General features: G+C 56.3%; 11 protein-coding genes. 6 read left to right on the forward strand and 5 right to left on the reverse strand.

Annotation, left to right across the window (positions count from 1 at the left end; genetic code table 11):
- Positions 1-116: 116 nt before the first annotated feature.
- Positions 117-2789, forward strand: a complete 2673-nt coding sequence (locus O3S85_RS12080) for a sulfatase (RefSeq protein WP_269540636.1) — start codon at positions 117-119, stop codon at positions 2787-2789.
- Between the two features lie 480 nt (positions 2790-3269).
- On the opposite strand, the gene O3S85_RS12085 is transcribed toward O3S85_RS12080, so the two are convergent.
- Positions 3270-4001 carry a PEP-CTERM sorting domain-containing protein gene (locus O3S85_RS12085; protein ID WP_269540637.1) on the reverse strand — a complete coding sequence of 244 codons (732 nt, stop codon included), beginning with the start codon at positions 3999-4001 and terminating at the stop codon, positions 3270-3272.
- Positions 4002-4227: 226 nt separating this feature from the next.
- Between O3S85_RS12085 and O3S85_RS12090 the strand changes: the two genes are divergently transcribed.
- Positions 4228-5880, forward strand: coding sequence for a sulfatase-like hydrolase/transferase (locus tag O3S85_RS12090; protein ID WP_269540638.1), 1653 nt, complete (start codon positions 4228-4230; stop codon positions 5878-5880).
- On the opposite strand, the gene O3S85_RS12095 is transcribed toward O3S85_RS12090, so the two are convergent.
- A complete protein-coding gene (locus O3S85_RS12095) occupies positions 5856-6899 on the reverse strand; it encodes a LacI family DNA-binding transcriptional regulator (protein ID WP_269540639.1) in 1044 nt (347 codons plus the stop codon). The genes O3S85_RS12090 and O3S85_RS12095 overlap by 25 nt on opposite strands.
- A 7-nt stretch (positions 6900-6906) precedes the next feature.
- Complete coding sequence (locus O3S85_RS12100; RefSeq protein WP_269540640.1) at positions 6907-7740, reverse strand: alpha/beta hydrolase; 834 nt, start codon at positions 7738-7740, stop codon at positions 6907-6909.
- A gap of 249 nt (positions 7741-7989) precedes the next feature.
- Between O3S85_RS12100 and O3S85_RS12105 the strand changes: the two genes are divergently transcribed.
- On the forward strand, positions 7990-9072 hold the full coding sequence (locus O3S85_RS12105; protein ID WP_269540641.1) for a right-handed parallel beta-helix repeat-containing protein: 1083 nt from the start codon (positions 7990-7992) through the stop codon (positions 9070-9072).
- A gap of 60 nt (positions 9073-9132) precedes the next feature.
- Here O3S85_RS12105 and O3S85_RS12110 read toward each other — a convergent pair whose 3' ends face one another.
- Positions 9133-9795, reverse strand: coding sequence for a prepilin-type N-terminal cleavage/methylation domain-containing protein (locus O3S85_RS12110; RefSeq protein WP_269540642.1), 663 nt, complete (start codon positions 9793-9795; stop codon positions 9133-9135).
- A gap of 474 nt (positions 9796-10269) precedes the next feature.
- Between O3S85_RS12110 and O3S85_RS12115 the strand changes: the two genes are divergently transcribed.
- Both O3S85_RS12115 and O3S85_RS12120 read left to right on the forward strand, forming a co-directional pair.
- A complete protein-coding gene (locus tag O3S85_RS12115) occupies positions 10270-11430 on the forward strand; it encodes a PP2C family protein-serine/threonine phosphatase (RefSeq protein ID WP_269540643.1) in 1161 nt (386 codons plus the stop codon).
- A 50-nt stretch (positions 11431-11480) separates the two neighbouring features.
- A complete protein-coding gene (locus O3S85_RS12120) occupies positions 11481-12779 on the forward strand; it encodes a mechanosensitive ion channel family protein (RefSeq protein WP_269540644.1) in 1299 nt (432 codons plus the stop codon).
- A gap of 1 nt (position 12780) precedes the next feature.
- Here O3S85_RS12120 and O3S85_RS12125 read toward each other — a convergent pair whose 3' ends face one another.
- Positions 12781-13551, reverse strand: a complete 771-nt coding sequence (locus O3S85_RS12125; RefSeq protein ID WP_269540645.1) for a phytanoyl-CoA dioxygenase family protein — start codon at positions 13549-13551, stop codon at positions 12781-12783.
- A gap of 109 nt (positions 13552-13660) precedes the next feature.
- Between O3S85_RS12125 and O3S85_RS12130 the strand changes: the two genes are divergently transcribed.
- Complete coding sequence (locus O3S85_RS12130; RefSeq protein ID WP_269540646.1) at positions 13661-14473, forward strand: helix-turn-helix transcriptional regulator; 813 nt, start codon at positions 13661-13663, stop codon at positions 14471-14473.
- Positions 14474-14499 lie beyond the last annotated feature (26 nt).

Consider the following 14499-nt stretch of genomic DNA (forward strand, 5'->3'; position numbering starts at 1 on the left):
ATACACTCATCCGACCTGACTTGAGCAAACCAATGGATAATGTTTCATCGGGCAGACATTGTCATCGCACAAAGCGCGGATCAGGCTGTCGTAAAGTAAATCCGAGATTGTTCCCTATGAAGTTTTCATTGTCTATTCCCCGCTTGGCGCTGGCGTGCGCCGCGTTATTCATTGGCCTGAGCGCGCAAGCCGCCGAGCGCCCTAACGTGCTGTTTTTGTCGGTCGACGACCTTAAGCCCAGCATCGGTGCCTACGGCGATTCGCTCGCCATCACGCCTAACATCGACCGCCTCGCCAACAGCGGCACCATCATGCTCAACAACTACTGTCAGCAGGCCATTTGCGCGCCGTCGCGCATGAGCATGTTCACCGGGCTGCGACCAGACTCGACCAAAGTCTGGGACCTGCGCACACAGATTCAGGACTCCAACCCGGACGCCGTGACCATGCAGCAGCTCTTCAAGGAAAACGGCTACACCACAGCCGGTTCGGGCAAAGTCATGCACGGCGCTCGCGGCGAGCATCCGGAGTCCTGGTCCGTCCCCTTCACCTCAAAGAAAGACCTGCCCTACGCCGATGGTTTCCCCGTACCCGCGCACGACAACGCCTTTTACCAGGGCGACCACGAGCAGGAGGTTTACAACGAAATGATCGACAAGGGCATCAACAACTGGCGCGAACGCGCAAGCTACATGGCCGAGCATAACGCCATGCCGTCCACCGAAGGCCTCGACATTCCCGACGACGCCTATGCCGACGGCGCTCTGGCCAACTGGGCCATCGACCAGCTTGAGCAATACGCCCAGACCAAAGAGCCGTTCTTCCTGACCGTCGGTTTCATGAAGCCGCACTTGCCATTTGTCGCGCCCAAAAAATATTGGGACATGTATGACCGCGACAGCCTGCCGCTGGCCGAATTTCGCGAACACGCCGAGAACACCCCCGACTGGGTTTACCACAAATACGGTGAGCTGCGCTCCTACAGCGACGTCACCCGCGACTGGAATAAGTCCATCGAAGATGACCAGGCCCGCGAGCTGATCAACGGCTACTACGCCTGCGTTTCCTATATCGATGCCCAAATCGGCCGCGTGCTGGACTCTCTCGATAAGCTCGGTCTGGCCGACAACACCATCGTCGTTCTCTGGGGTGACCACGGCTGGCACCTCGGCGACCACGACATGTGGTGCAAGCACAGTAACTTCGAGCAGGCCACACGCTCGCCGCTCATCATTCACGCCCCCGGCTACCAGCCCGGCCGCGCCGAGGGGATGACGGAGTTTGTCGATATTTTCCCAACCCTTGTGGAGCTCGCCAATCTGGAAGAGCCCTATGAACTGGAAGGTGCCAGCCTGGTGCCACTTCTCGAAAACGAGAACGCCAAGGTAAAGGACTACGCCATCAGCCAATACAACCGCCAACGCGACATCATGGGCTACGCCCTGCGCGATGAGCGCTACCGCTACGTCATGTGGATGCGCAACGACTGGCGCACCACAATGCCCTTTGATCCGTCACTGGTGGAGTTCATCGAACTTTACGACTACGAAAAGGACCCACTGGAAACCGTCAACCAAGCCAACAACCCGGCCTATGCCGATGCCGCCGCCAAGCTGAAGAGCCAGATGCTGGAATACTTCAAGGCCTATGAGCAGCCCGTCGAAGCAACGCCAGCCTATGATGGTGAAACGGTGAAGCTCGGCCAAGGCGATGTCATGATCGATCTCGCTGCAGTTGATATTGCCGGTCTGAACACCCGCTTTGCCAGCGTCACCCGAGATGGTGACGACCTCATCCTGGATTTCGAGCTGAGCAAAAAATGGCCGAGCGTTGACTTCTACGGTCCCGGCAACACGCCTTGGAATCTCTCCGCCTACAACGCCATCGACATCACGATGACCAACGAAGGCAGCGAGCAAATCCGCGCCCACGCCTTCGTGACCAATCCCGGCGATACCAGCGCCCAGCGCAAGCGCGCCGGTGCCAACGAATACCTGCCTGCGGGTGCCACCAAGACGCTACACATCCCCTTCGCCAACCCGGAGTATCCCTTCACGCCCGATGTGATCAACTCCCTGCGCATCTTTATCGACAAGCAGCAAAGCGCACCTTCTAAGCTCCGCATCGACAGCATCAAGGGAGTCAAGATACCCGGTGCCGCGCCAAACCCGACCGCACCGCAAGCCTCCACCCAGCCCGCCAACAAGGGCTTCGAAACCGGCAGCACCGGCAAGGGCCAGATCATCTACATTCCGAAGGCCGGCCACACCGCTCCCCCCCAAGGTCAACCAGGCAAAGCCAACACCGCCGCCCCGGCGGGCGCAACCGCCACTCCAGCCTCCGGTGAATCCCTACTGGAAGTCGGCCAGTTGACCAACACCGATGTCGAGCTGCGCTTTGCATCCGTCAACGCATCGCCCGATGGTGAATCGCTCTACCTTGACTTCGAGCTGAGCAGTCGCTGGCCAAGCGTGCAATTCTTCCCCCACGGCGAAACCTCTCTTTGGAACTTAACCGGCAAGACGGCCGTCGATGTTTCTCTGACCAACGAAAGCAGCGAGACGGTTAAAACCTTCGCCTTCATTGCGAACCCCGGCCACAGCCAGCAGAACAAGCGCGCCTCCAGCGCCAAGTCGCCCATCGCACCCGGCGAGACCGCTACGCTGTCCATTCCGATCGACCCGACGATCCCCAATTTCGATCCGTCGCAAGTCGAAGAGGTCCGCGTATTCATCGGCATGCACAAAGCCCCGGTCCGCCTGAAGCTGAACAGCATTACCTTGCGCTAATCACCTCCAAACAGTCCTTTCCATCAGTAGCAGTTGGCAGTCGCCAGCTGCTACTTTGTTTTACAAAGTAAGTGATCCCTCGTGCTAATTTCGGATGACGGCGAACCAAACCACCACGCGGGCATTGTCCTCGTAAGGGCTCATTGCCCGAGCGGGCTGGAAGCCCATGATTGAAATGCCGCCTTGCGCTGCATCCAATCTCATCCCCACCTGATTCGGCCAAGTTAGATGAAAAATGCTCTAGGTTTCGCGGCACGATACACGTAGGCAATGCGACACGATACACCTGGGTTTCGCGACCGTTTGACTAGGTGTTTCGTGTCACGAAAGGCATAGGTTTCGTGTTAGTTTGCCTATGCATAAACTACCACGAAACACATAGGTGTAACTCAAGCCTCCAGCGAATGGGCCCAAAAAAAACGACGTGAGCCCCCCAGCCCACGTCGCTTCATACACGAGATATTGTATGAACAAAAAATCTTACTGCTTGCGGCGGCGCATAATACCGAGGGCCAAGACCGAAGCGCCAATCATCATGGCGTAGGTTGAAGGTTCGGGGATCACCGTGCCAGTCGTGTCGATGGTGAGATTCGTGATGGTTGCGATCGCCATGCTGCCACCAAAGTCTTCGTTCCAACCGCTTCCGGTGAACTCGAATGCCAACTGGCTAAATACCGAATCAACCGGAACACCAGTGCTGGTTCGCGAACGCTCAGTTGAGGAGATTTGAGGGCTGGAAAAGCTCAGCGTCATTTCCTCCAAGCCGGTCCGTTCGACCTCGAAAGTGAGTGTATTCACATTCGTGCCCATTCCTGCGTCCGTGCTAAACTTACCCAGGTTGGTATTGGAGGTTTCGTCGAAGGTGATTGCGTTGGTAGTCGTCACCGGATTCAGGCGGACGCCGTAAAAGGTCAACCCATCAGCAAAGCGAATGTCAAAAGTCGAACTAGTGCTCGCCAAGACGTTATCAAACTGCATGTCGAAAGAAATGGTCATCGTTTCGCCAACACCGAGTTCGTAGCTCGCGGGCAGGCTGGCAATGGCATCGCTATTCTTAGCCGACTCAATGCTGAGCGAACCTGCGCTGGAGCCAGCTTCACTGGCACCGCCGCTGTAGGCGAAGGTTAGGTCAGAAACACTGCTAACGATGGTCACCGCGTTTGCGCTCAAGGCAAAGCAGGAGGAAAGGCCGAGGAGGAGTATCTTATTCATAATGAGTATCGGGTTTAAGAGGTATTAACGTCTCCTATTAATAGATCTAGGCAGACGTGGTTCAATTCACCAACATTGGAACCATATACAAAGCCCATTCTTGAGCCGCCGATTTAGTCAATAAACATAAAATACGGCGAGCATTGGATATTGTTACAATGCGGGTCGGTTGCCCCACTAACGTGTGATTTTACAATCGTAACCTTTACGAGAATTAGAACTGCACATGAGCAAGCGCCCCAACATCCTCTGGATCTCTTTCGAAGACAGTAACCCATGCTACGGTTGCTATGGTGACAAGGTTGCCCAAACGCCGAACGTCGATCAGCTCGCCGCCGAGGGCTGCATCTGGCCCAATGCCTACTCAAGCGCACCGGTTTGCGCGCCCGCACGTGCAGGAGTCATCACTGGTATGTATGCCATCTCCGTCGGCGCACAGCACATGCGCACCAGCCACGAGCAAGAGGGCATGCCCGGCCTGCCAACGCCCTACTCCGCCGTGCTGCCCGCGCATGTAAAATGTTTTTCGGAATACCTCCGCGCCGAGGGCTACTTTTGCACGAACAACATCAAGACCGATTACCAGTTTGAAACACCACTCACCGCGTGGGATGAGCTCGGCTTTGAAGCGCATTGGCGTAATCGGCCCGACCACGAACAGCCGTTTTTCGCCGTCTTTAACTTTGAGCAATCCCACGAAAGCAACATGTGGGAGGAAAACTGCAAAGGCCTCGTGATCGACCCGGCCGACGTCGAGCTACCGCCCTACTTCCCCGACACGCCACGTGTCCGCGAAGCGATGGCGCGCATGCATTCCAATATCGCCAGCAACGACCAACGCCTCGGCGAACTGCTACGCCAATTGGAAGAAGACGGACTGGCGGAGAACACCATCGTCTGCCACTGGAGCGACCACGGCCCGCTGCCGCGCGGCAAACGCTGGCTCTACGACTCCGGGCTGCACGTGCCAATGATCGTGCGCTGGCCCGGCCAGCTAGAGCCCGGCACGGTGAACGAGAGCCTGGTCAGCACCATCGATTTGGCCCCCACCATGATGTCTGCCATCGGCATGGCCCCGCCTCGTCATCTCCATGGTCAAGTGTTCTTCGGCCCGCATACCGATGAGCCTCGCCAATACATATACGCCTCACGCGACCGACTGGACAGCGCCTACGATCGCGTACGCTGTGCCCGTGATGAGCGCTATAAATACATCCGCAATTACTTTCCGGAAAAATGCCGCGCCGCCTGGCAGCCCTACATGCACCAGCACCCAATCATGCAGGAAATCTGGCGACTGCGCACGGAAGGCAAGCTAAACGAATTGCAGGAAGAATTATTCTTTGCCCCGAGCCGCGCGCCGGAGGAACTTTACGACACGCACGCCGATCCGCATGAGCTGAACGATCTCTCAGCCGACCCTAAATTTACCGCCACTTTATCACGCCTACGTGACAGCTTGGATAGTTGGTTGCGAGAAGTTGGCGACATGAGCGAGCTGAACGAATTCGAAATGGTCCGCCGATGGTATCCCGATGGCAAGCAACCGCAGACCACGGCACCGCTCCCCGTCGTGGTGGACGTCAATCACCCCGGTGTCGATTTCTACCAGTCCGAAGAGCACTACCAAGCCCCCGCATGGCTGATGCTGGAATCCTCGACCGAAGGTGCCTCGATCGCGTGGCGCTACGCCGATGACTCCCGCGACCACTGGCGGCTCTACACCCAGCCCATCCAACTAAACGAAGGCGCGCACCGGATAACCGCCAAGGCGATTCGCATCGGCTACATCAACAGTGAAGCAGTGTCGATCAACCTCGACTTGAAAGCATCAAGTAAGACCAAGGTGGGCAATTACGTTAAAGCCGGCAACGTCTGACCGTCTTTCCAGTCGCCGTGCACCATCTCAACGAGCTGGCCCTGGCTGGCTCCTGTAGCGCCGGAGCGGACCATCATATTGAGCAGTTGCAGGCCGCGCTCAAAGAGTAACACATTGTCGCGGAAGTAGCCCGCGATCTCGCCGATCTTCGTGGCGTCCCACATGTTCACGGAGGCAAAGGCGAAATCGTCCGGCACTTTCACCCCGGCAGCTACCAGCATCTCGACTTCGTGATGCGTGTCGCCGAGCAGCACGTCGGGCTGGTATTTTTTCAGCCAGCGGTCGAGCTTCTCCTGCTGGTCCGATTCGTTCTTTTGGTAAAAGAAAATGGGAATGCGGTTGCGGGCGGGCTTCACAAATCGCTGGCGGCAATAGACCGCGCCGAGGCGTTGGTCCATCGACAGCGAATCGGGATATTCCTCGAAGATCACTCCAAAGCGGCTGTAGCCCAGCGCCTCCAACTGCTTCCAAACTTTCTCAATGCTGCGAAACTCGTCGTGCATGATGATCGGGCAGTTGGGCTGGACCTGCGACACGTTAATGCTCACTGCGGCAAAGCGCTGGCAGAGCTCACTGATGTCATACGTGGTCGACGAAAGCAGTGAAAAGACAATGCCCGACACCCCCTGCGACTCCAGGCGATGGATCAGTTTTTGCACGTTGGCAAACTCACTCATGTCGATTGGGATCAGCGTGTAACCCAGCGCCTTGGAAGACTCCTTGAAGCGCTTGAACTGTGTGCTGGCTACGCTGGACTCTGTCGCCGTGCTGTCGTAGATGAAGCAAAGGTTCAGCCCCTCATCTGCGCGGCGTCCACGCCAGCGTCGCTCGATCAAGACCTGCAACGCCGGGTCCGGCCGGTAGCCGAGCTTCTCCGCGACGCGCTGCACCTGCTGGCGTGTCTTTTGTGCGGTGCTAGGATCGTCCCGCAGGGCGCGCGAAACCGTAGCCAGGCTGACGCCGGCTTCTTTGGCAACATCCCTCAGGGTAATATGCGGACGCGTGCTCAGGGGTATCAATTCGGGGTTAGTTCATGTATCCCAACGAGCGCAAAAAGGTGTTAATCTGCTCTTTGGCTTCTGGTTGGAACTCTGGTTTGTTAAAAAAGCCATGACCGGCACCTTGGTAAATAACCAAATCGCAGCGCTGGCCAGCGGTTTCCATTTGCTCTTGGAATTGAACTTGGAGCGGCAGCGGTGTGGTCGTGTCATCCTCACCCGTTTGCAGCAGTGTCGGCGGCATGCCGTCCACGCGATGCAGCGGTGATATGCTTTGCCAATCGGCAATAGACGCCGTGACATATCCATGCGCATAGCCTTCCGGGCCAGTGCTGATGACGGGATTGATTAAAATCAGCGCCTCCGGGCGAGAGCTAATCGCAAGGTTCTCGCCACTCTCTTCCGGCGCATCACTAATGGCGGTGCAGGCCGCCACATGACCACCGGCAGATCCGCCAGCCGCTATGATGCGATTCGGGTCAATGCCCATTTCCGCGGCATGCTCACGAACGTAACGCACGGCCGACTTCGCGTCTTTCACGCACTCCACCGGGCTCACGCCGTGGCTGCTCTTTGTGCGGTATTCCGCAGAAATGCCCACGACGCCTTGCTTGGCCAAATCGATGATATAAGGATAGAACTGCCCCGGCTTGCCACCGCGCCAGCCACCACCAAAAAAGAAGATGACGGCCGGGCTTTTATCATCGGGCGTGTGCCCCTGCGGATAGCAGATGTGCAGCTCGAGATTCTTTCCATCAGCGATTGTTTTATACTCAACAATATCCAGCCAGTCCTGGGCATTGGCAGCATGCGCGCTGATAAGCATGAGGGCGAAAAAAGCAATAATACGGGGGATCGGCATGGGATTAAATTAGTCTAATACCCAATGTAAGTAGCACCTTTGTAGCAGCAAGCGCCGCCTAATGAAACATTATTCAATAAAAACGCGCTGATTCCTTGAATAATGTTTCAGCGCTGGTCGATTGCACACACGCAGATAGCGCAGAGAATGGTCATTCAACGCTCCCCATGTGTTTATTATCCCGCACTCCTTCCATCGATTGCCCAGTAAGTCACTGGAAGGCAGCGCACTAACTTTGCAATACAAAGCATGCTGAACATTCTCGACTTTGGTGCCGTCGGCGATGGCAAAACAGACAACACGCAAGCGATTCAGGCAGCGCTGGACAAGGCGGCCCAATCGCGCGGCTCGGTTTACGTACCTGACGGCCACTACATGACCGGCCCGCTGCGCATGAGCCCGTTTACCAGCCTCGTCGGCAATCCCGCCTGGGGCTTCCGCGATGTCGGCGGCTCAATCCTGGAGCTCAACGACCCGCAAGGCGACTGCCTGATTAATATCTCCCGCGCAACCGGCGTTACCATCAACGGGCTTAGCCTCAACGGCGGCGAGCAGGGCAAGAACGCGCACGGCATCATGCTTAATCAGGACGACTACGGCAGCTGGGGCGAAGAGGCCACGATCTGCATCGAGCGCTGCCGCATCGATAACTTCACTGGCTGCGGTTTGTATTTTAAGCGCATCTGGTGCTTCAGTGTGCGCCATTGCATGATCTCCCACAACGGCGGTGACGGCATTTGGCTGCGCGGCTGGGACGGCTTTGTCATGGACAACTGGCTGACCGGCAACAAGCGCGCTGGCCTGGGTGCCTACGAGGAGAACGCCTCCGTCACCTTTACCGCGAACCGTGTGGAGTGGAACTTCGGTGCCGGGCTGGAAATCCACGGCGGCGATCACTACAACATCACCGGCAACTTCTTTGACCGCTCCGGCGGCCCGGCCATCGACATTAAAGATCGCGACGGCGTGCACGCCTCGCAGATCACCATGACCGGAAATATCTTCTACCGTAACGGCAAGCCTACCCGATGCGGTGACCAGCCCTATGACTCCTCACACGTGCGAATTCGCAAGGCGCGCGGCCTGGTGATGACCAGCAACGTGGGCGAAGTGGCGGCCGATGACCCCAACTCCAGCGAAAGTGATCTGACCTCGCCGGACTATGGCCTCGTGATTGGCGAGTTGGAGAACTCCATCATCAAAGACAACATATTCGACCGCGGCTTTAAGAAAGAACTCATCGTCGACCTCGGCGGCCATCGTGGCAGCGTGCTGGTCAAAGACAACATTGGCTCCCAACACACCGGAGCCACCCGCGCCGCGAGCGCATAAAAAAGCCCCGGTCGTTCAGGCCGGAGCTTACTTGTAATTCGTTCTAAAACGCTTGGGGAATCACCCCTCACCCGATTGCGCATCGGGCGAATACTTTTGCGGATCGGCAACGCTCAGGCGAACGGCTTCGAGCGAGTTCATGCTCTCCACGTGCCCATCGAAAAACACCGCATTACAGGAGTCGCCATGGCGATCAAAATCAGGTTGAATCTCTTCTTTACTACCCACCATTTTATTAATGTGCCAAGCCTTCGAATCGATGAACATCAATCGATTGGAAGGAAAGGTAACCACGCTAAGATTGTATTGCGGACCAGAACCATCTGACTTAAGTCGGTAGTTCTCGCCGCGATTATCCGTGTTCTTGGTTATGCCTGAACTATCGCCCATGTATGCGGGATTTTCATTATAGGCGTAGCCCAGATACCAGTGCTTGCCAGCAGAGTTCCCCTCCCAACTTGGGCAAGAAAACTCCGCCTTAAATTCTTCTGAATCGGGATAGTCCACGTAATCCAGCACCGCGTTCACCCAGAACTGATTATTGCCATCCTCCACCGTAGTCTGTGCGGCAGGCAGCACCCCATTGTTTTCGTTGGACATGGCAATGATCGCCATGTGCAACTGGCGCAGGTTGGATGCGCATGTCGTTTCATGGGCTTTATTGCGCACCTTTCCAACTACCGGGATAAGGATAGCCGCCAATACGCCGACAATGGCGACCACGGTCAGGAGTTCAACTAGGGTAAATGCGGGTCTACGGGGATGTTTCATGGGTATGGGCAAACAAGTTAGCATTCATTATCGGCTCGATTAGCCGAATCTCAACCACGTAACTTTGGAACAATATACACAACACTGCCTCAACATAGCCTATACGGCGGAATCCAGCATGGAATCAGGGAAATTACGTATATTGGCCAATGTTTTTGCGCTTATTGAGACTTAACCCTTGATTTCCAATCTCCATCGACCAAGTTCAGCAACCAGCAAAGGGACAAAAGTCACGAAAAAATCCTTCCGGGAACGACTCGGGAAGACTTCATTATTTGTCTCTCCCTGCACACTTTTTCTCCTATACTCGTTGCAATGATGGGAGCGCCGGCCTTTCGAGGCCGGCGCTTCTTCATTTACAAAAGTTGTCTAAAAACTGACGGCAAATGAGTTGATTTCAGGCAAGCGCTACATAGCCTTGGAGCCATGTCTGATGGAGAAACCGCACGCCCAATGGCACCTGGCAGCCGAAAGCTGTTTCAGGCGCTGATGGAGCAAACGCCTGACCGCGTTTACTTCAAGGACTTGCGCAGCCGCTTCCTGGTCGTCAGCCAGGCCATGGCGGAAAAGCATGGCTGCAACAATCCGGACGAGTTGATCGGCAAAACCGATTTCGACTTTTTCGACGACGAGCACGCACGGGACGCCTTCGAGGACGAGCGGCAGATCATTCTCACCGGCAAGCCCGTCATTAACAAAGAAGAGCGCGAAGTCTGGCCCGACGGCAGCATTACTTGGGTCTCATCCACCAAGGTACCGCTCTTTTTAGAGTCCGGAAAGATCGCTGGCATCCTCGGTATCACCCGCGACATGACCGACGAGCATCACGCACGCACGATGATCCAGCATCACAACGACATTCTCTCGCGTGACCTCGAAAGCGCGCGCCAAGTGCAAAAGCTGATGATCCCCGGTCGCGTCCCGGACTTCGACGGCATGACCGTCGGCGTATCCTACCGCCCAATGGAGGCCGTTGGCGGCGACATTATTGTCTTCCCCGTCACGCCCAAGAAATTTACATTCTTCTTCATTGGCGACGTTTGCGGCCACGGCCTGTCCGCAGCCATGTACACCGTGCTCGTGCGCCACTTGACGGACCAGCTTGCCTCGCAATACGACGGCGATCCCGAGCAATTTCTCACCAGCCTGAACACCCTGCTGCTCGGCCAGTTTAACAACCGGTTCATGTCCGCGATCTGCGGCCACCTGTTGCTCACCGAGAGCGGCCACCTAACCTACACTGCCGCAAACACCGGGCACCCGCCCCCGTTTGTCTGGCGCAAAGCCACCCACACACTCGAAAAACTGGAGTTCTCCGAAAGCATGGCCATCGGCCTGATGGACGAACCGTCATCAAAGCCAATCCAGGGCGAACTCGGGACCGGCGACCGTCTTTTTCTCTATACGGACGGCCTACCCGAAATCCTCGATGCTTATGGCGAGCTGACTTTTGAACAGCTGATCCGCGCCACCGTGCAGCTCTCCCCGCAGCATCAGGCGGACTCCATTACCGAGCGCGTCCGCCAGATCGGGGACGAGATCACCATGGAAGACGACCTAACCCTCGCGGTGATCGAGGGACCGTAAACCCCTCACACGGCTTGACTTAGCGCCGTTTACCTCCAATGATAAACGGCATGAACGCCCTGCAATGGCTATGCCCCACCGTCGAAGCAGCAAAGCCTGAGAACTGGTGGCAGGTCATTGTCGTCGGCGTGGTTTGGCTGGCGATATTCTCAGTTTTCCGTGGAAAAACGGGGGACCCCAACGAGCGTTATAACCCGAAGATCTGGTTCAAGGAAAACGCCGAGCTGCCGATCCTTGCTCTGGTGATGGCCGTGCTCGCTGCCGCCATGGCGATGGCCGAAATTGCCACGCCGGTCTTTCGGGTCGCGGCGACTTTATTCGTCATGTGGACGGTGATCGGCGTCGTCACGTCGTTTATCCGCGACCGTTTTTGGGCGCAATCCACGGCGGGGATTTTATTTTTAATGAGCGCTGCAATGGTGCTCACGGTGGACGATGCCGTGGTCGATTTTCTGGAGACTATCACCCTACCCATTCCCGCAGGCGGTGAATCGCTCTCGCTGTGGAAGCTCTTCACCGTGGCCGCCTCACTCGCGGTCGCGCTCTGGATTGGCATTGGGTTTTCGCAATTCGTCGAGCGACGGGTGGACACCATTGACCGCATCAACGCCTCCACCCGCGCGTTAATCGGCAAAATCATCCGCATCTTTTTTATCATCATCGCCATGGTCGTCGGGCTGACGTCGGTCGGCGTCAACCTCTCGGCGCTCACGGTGTTTGGCGGCGCACTCGGCCTTGGCCTGGGCTTCGGTCTGCAAAAAATCGTCTCCAACCTGATCAGCGGCTTCATCCTCCTGTCGGACCGCTCGATCAAACCAGGCGACGTCATTGAGCTCGATGACACCTACGGCTGGATCAATAGCTTGCGCGCGCGCTACGTCTCCGTAATCACCCGCGACGGCACCGAGCACCTGATTCCGAACGAAGACCTGATCACCCAGCGCGTGGTCAACTGGTCCTTCACGCACGATCGCGTGCGGATAAAAATCGATGTCGGCATCTCCTACAAAGAGGACCCGCACCAGGCGATTGAAATCTGTAAAGCCGCCGCGGCCAAGCAGTCGCGCGTCATCAAAGAGCCCGCGCCGATCTGCCTGCTCAAGGGTTTTGGCGATAGTTCGGTGGACCTGCAACTCCGCTTCTGGATCCGCGATCCGCACGAGGGCGTGGCCAATATTCAAAGCGCCGTGCTCCTCGAAATATGGGACCGCTTTAAAGAAGAAGGTATCGAAATTCCGTTCCCGCAGCGCGACTTGCACATTAAGAGTTCTGTCCCGCTCGTGATGCAATCTCAGGCTGAAAAAGCAACCGATCGCGACAAAGACTCCGAGGACGAAGGCAAGAATTAGCTCAAGCCTGCGGTGCCAAATCCGGCCAGTAAGGGTCCTCTTGCCAAGGCAAGTGAATCGGCTCGGCCAGTGGCTCGGAATCCGCCTCGAAAATAGAGATGTAGGCGCGGCGCGGGCGGCTGCTGGTGTTAGCAGAGGCGTAATGCATACAATAGCTAAGATGCAGACACACGCTGCCTGCTGGACAAGGCAATGGCGTAGCATTGGCCATCCAGAAATCCTGATTATCCGCCACCAGTGCGCTCGTGTTGCAACCGGGAATCAAATAGCGATGCGGGACCACTGCGCCGCCATGCGTGTAGCGCACATATTGCATGCAGCCATCTTCAATGCTCACATCTTCCAGCGGCATCCAGAAATTAATATTCAGGTAACGGTGTGTCGGCTGATGATAAGCCTGATCCTGGTGCCAGGGAGTCTCCCTCCCAAAGCCTGCCGGCTTTAAAATCATGTGGTCGAACTTGAACGCCGCCGTCGGCCCCAACAGTTGCCGCGACACATCCAACATCCGCTCAAAGTACGGCTGCTCGCAAAATTCGGGATTCTCCCTACTCGGCCCCAGTATCTGCGGCAGCGTTGCGCGGCCACTGCCGTCCTTGCCTCCAAGCTGCTTAATCTTAGACTCGTCCTCGAACATGGCGTCGTATCGATCACGATACCAGTTCAGCTCCTCCTCGCTGATAACGTTGTCCAAACGAATAAATCCGTTGTGGAAAAATGACTCACGCTGCTCATTGCTGATCACGATTTTCGTTCCGGGATTGGTAATCATGGCAACACTATAGCAGATGCTCGCCAACATCAGCGTCCAACTTTGATGATGAGACATCGTGAAACATTCTTGCGGAAGCAAAGTCACTCGGATAACTTGCAATGACCCCATGAGCCATCGTGAGTATTTTTTTCGCCCGGACACCCTGCTTGAAGCCATACCGATGGTTGGCCGGTCGAGAAACCGCTCCAGCCTCCATGCATTCAAGCCTCATCGCCACGATTGCATCGAGATATGCGTCATCACCGGCGGCGTCATTGATTACTTCACCGAGCGCCAGCAGTACTCCCTCGGCCCTGGCTCCATCCAAATTAGTCAGCCCGACGAATGGCACGGGCTGCCCAATGATCTGCTACATCCATGTAATCTGTATTGGATTCATGTAGAAACCAATCTGCTGGGCTCTGCATTGCTCGCGAGCCAGCTCCAGCGTCTACCCAATTGGCTGGATACCGGCGGCCTGGAGTTATTGCCGCATTTGGAGTCCATCATCAATAACTGCCATCGCCCCCCGCCACATGCGGAGCTCGATCAGCAGGCTCACTTGTGGATGCTACTCTCTACACTCGTTCGCCTCGCCAATGCGCAAACGGAGCAAACGCTTCCGACCACGCTTCGTCGCGCGCTTGACTTGATCGAAGACAGCCGCGAGCCGATTCGGGTAAACGAACTCGCCGAGCAGTTGAACACGCATCGCTCCCATCTTCACCGACTCTTCGCGAACCACCTGGGCGTTTCACCACAATCCTACCAAAACGAGCGTCGCCTTCGACAAGCCACCCAAGAGCTGCACAGCTCGGCGCGCACCATTACCGATATCGCTTTTAGCCTCGGCTATAACACGACTCAGCATTTCGCCACCGCCTTCAAAGCACGTTACGGAGAAAGCCCAACGGAGTTTCGCAAAAAGAACCTTTCATAGGTTATCGCCAAAGCCAAAACGAGCAC

Source organism: Cerasicoccus sp. TK19100, from assembly GCF_027257155.1.
GTDB lineage: Bacteria > Verrucomicrobiota > Verrucomicrobiia > Opitutales > Cerasicoccaceae > Cerasicoccus > Cerasicoccus fimbriatus.

What these genes read in the sequence shown, in the direction of transcription:
- O3S85_RS12080 (WP_269540636.1), top strand. Translation starts at nt 117, where the DNA reads ATGAAGTTTTCATTGTCTATTCCCCGCTTGGCGCTGGCGTGCGCCGCG.
- O3S85_RS12085 (WP_269540637.1), bottom strand. Translation starts at nt 4,001, where the DNA reads ATGAATAAGATACTCCTCCTCGGCCTTTCCTCCTGCTTTGCCTTGAGC.
- O3S85_RS12090 (WP_269540638.1), top strand. Translation starts at nt 4,228, where the DNA reads ATGAGCAAGCGCCCCAACATCCTCTGGATCTCTTTCGAAGACAGTAAC.
- O3S85_RS12100 (WP_269540640.1), bottom strand. Translation starts at nt 7,740, where the DNA reads ATGCCGATCCCCCGTATTATTGCTTTTTTCGCCCTCATGCTTATCAGC.
- O3S85_RS12105 (WP_269540641.1), top strand. Translation starts at nt 7,990, where the DNA reads ATGCTGAACATTCTCGACTTTGGTGCCGTCGGCGATGGCAAAACAGAC.
- O3S85_RS12115 (WP_269540643.1), top strand. Translation starts at nt 10,270, where the DNA reads ATGTCTGATGGAGAAACCGCACGCCCAATGGCACCTGGCAGCCGAAAG.
- O3S85_RS12120 (WP_269540644.1), top strand. Translation starts at nt 11,481, where the DNA reads ATGAACGCCCTGCAATGGCTATGCCCCACCGTCGAAGCAGCAAAGCCT.
- O3S85_RS12125 (WP_269540645.1), bottom strand. Translation starts at nt 13,551, where the DNA reads ATGATTACCAATCCCGGAACGAAAATCGTGATCAGCAATGAGCAGCGT.
- O3S85_RS12130 (WP_269540646.1), top strand. Translation starts at nt 13,661, where the DNA reads ATGAGCCATCGTGAGTATTTTTTTCGCCCGGACACCCTGCTTGAAGCC.